Genomic DNA, 985 nt, shown 5'->3' on the forward strand with positions numbered 1-985 from the left:
CGGCCGTCGGCCCGATGATCGCGATCGGCACGAACCCCGGCCTCGGCATTCTCGATATCTTCGGTTCGACCATCGCGGCCGGCATCATCGGCATCGTGCTCGCGCCGATGATCGGCAAGCTGCTGCGGTTCTTCCCGCCCGTGGTCGTCGGCACGGTGATCGCCGTGATCGGGCTGTCGCTGATGGAAGTGGGCATCAACTGGGCGGCCGGCGGCGTCGGCAACCCCGAGTACGGCAGCCCCGTCTATCTCGGCCTGTCGCTGCTCGTGCTCACGCTGATCCTGCTGATCAACAAGTTCGGCCGCGGCTTCGTCGCGAACATCTCGGTGCTGCTCGGCATCGTCGCGGGCTTCGCGATCGCGTTCGCGATCGGCCGCGTGAACACCGACGGCGTGGCGCATGCGCCGTGGGTCGGCTTCGTGATGCCGTTCCACTTCGGCCTGCCGCACTTCGACCCGCTGTCGATCGTGACGATGGTCACGGTGATGTTCGTCACGTTCATCGAATCGACCGGCATGTTCCTCGCGGTCGGCGACATGGTCGATCGCCCGGTCAACCAGGAGCGCCTCGTGCGCGGCCTGCGCGTCGACGGCCTCGGCACGCTGATCGGCGGCATCTTCAACTCGTTCCCGCATACGTCGTTCTCGCAGAACGTCGGCCTGATCGGCGTGACGGGCGTGAAGAGCCGCTTCGTGTGCGCGACGGGCGGCGTGATCCTCGTGCTGCTCGGGCTGTTCCCGAAGATGGCGCAAGTCGTCGCGTCGGTGCCGCCGTTCGTGCTCGGCGGCGCAGGCATCGTGATGTTCGGGATGGTTGCCGCGAACGGCATCAAGGTGCTGTCGAAGGTCGACTTCGTGAACAATTCGCACAACCTGTTCATCGTCGCCGTGAGCGTCGGCATGGGCCTCGTGCCGGTCGTGTCGCCGCACTTCTTCTCGAAGCTGCCGCCCGCGCTCGCGCCGATCCTGCACAGCGGCATCCTGCT

General features: G+C 66.5%; 1 protein-coding gene. It reads left to right on the forward strand.

Annotated elements, in window-relative coordinates; genetic code table 11:
- The coding region (locus AC3IFE_RS25640) for a nucleobase:cation symporter-2 family protein (protein WP_489192812.1) at nucleotides 1-985 on the forward strand (985 nt) is incomplete at both ends.

The organism is Burkholderia sp. APQ4-4ca (genome assembly GCF_057837105.1).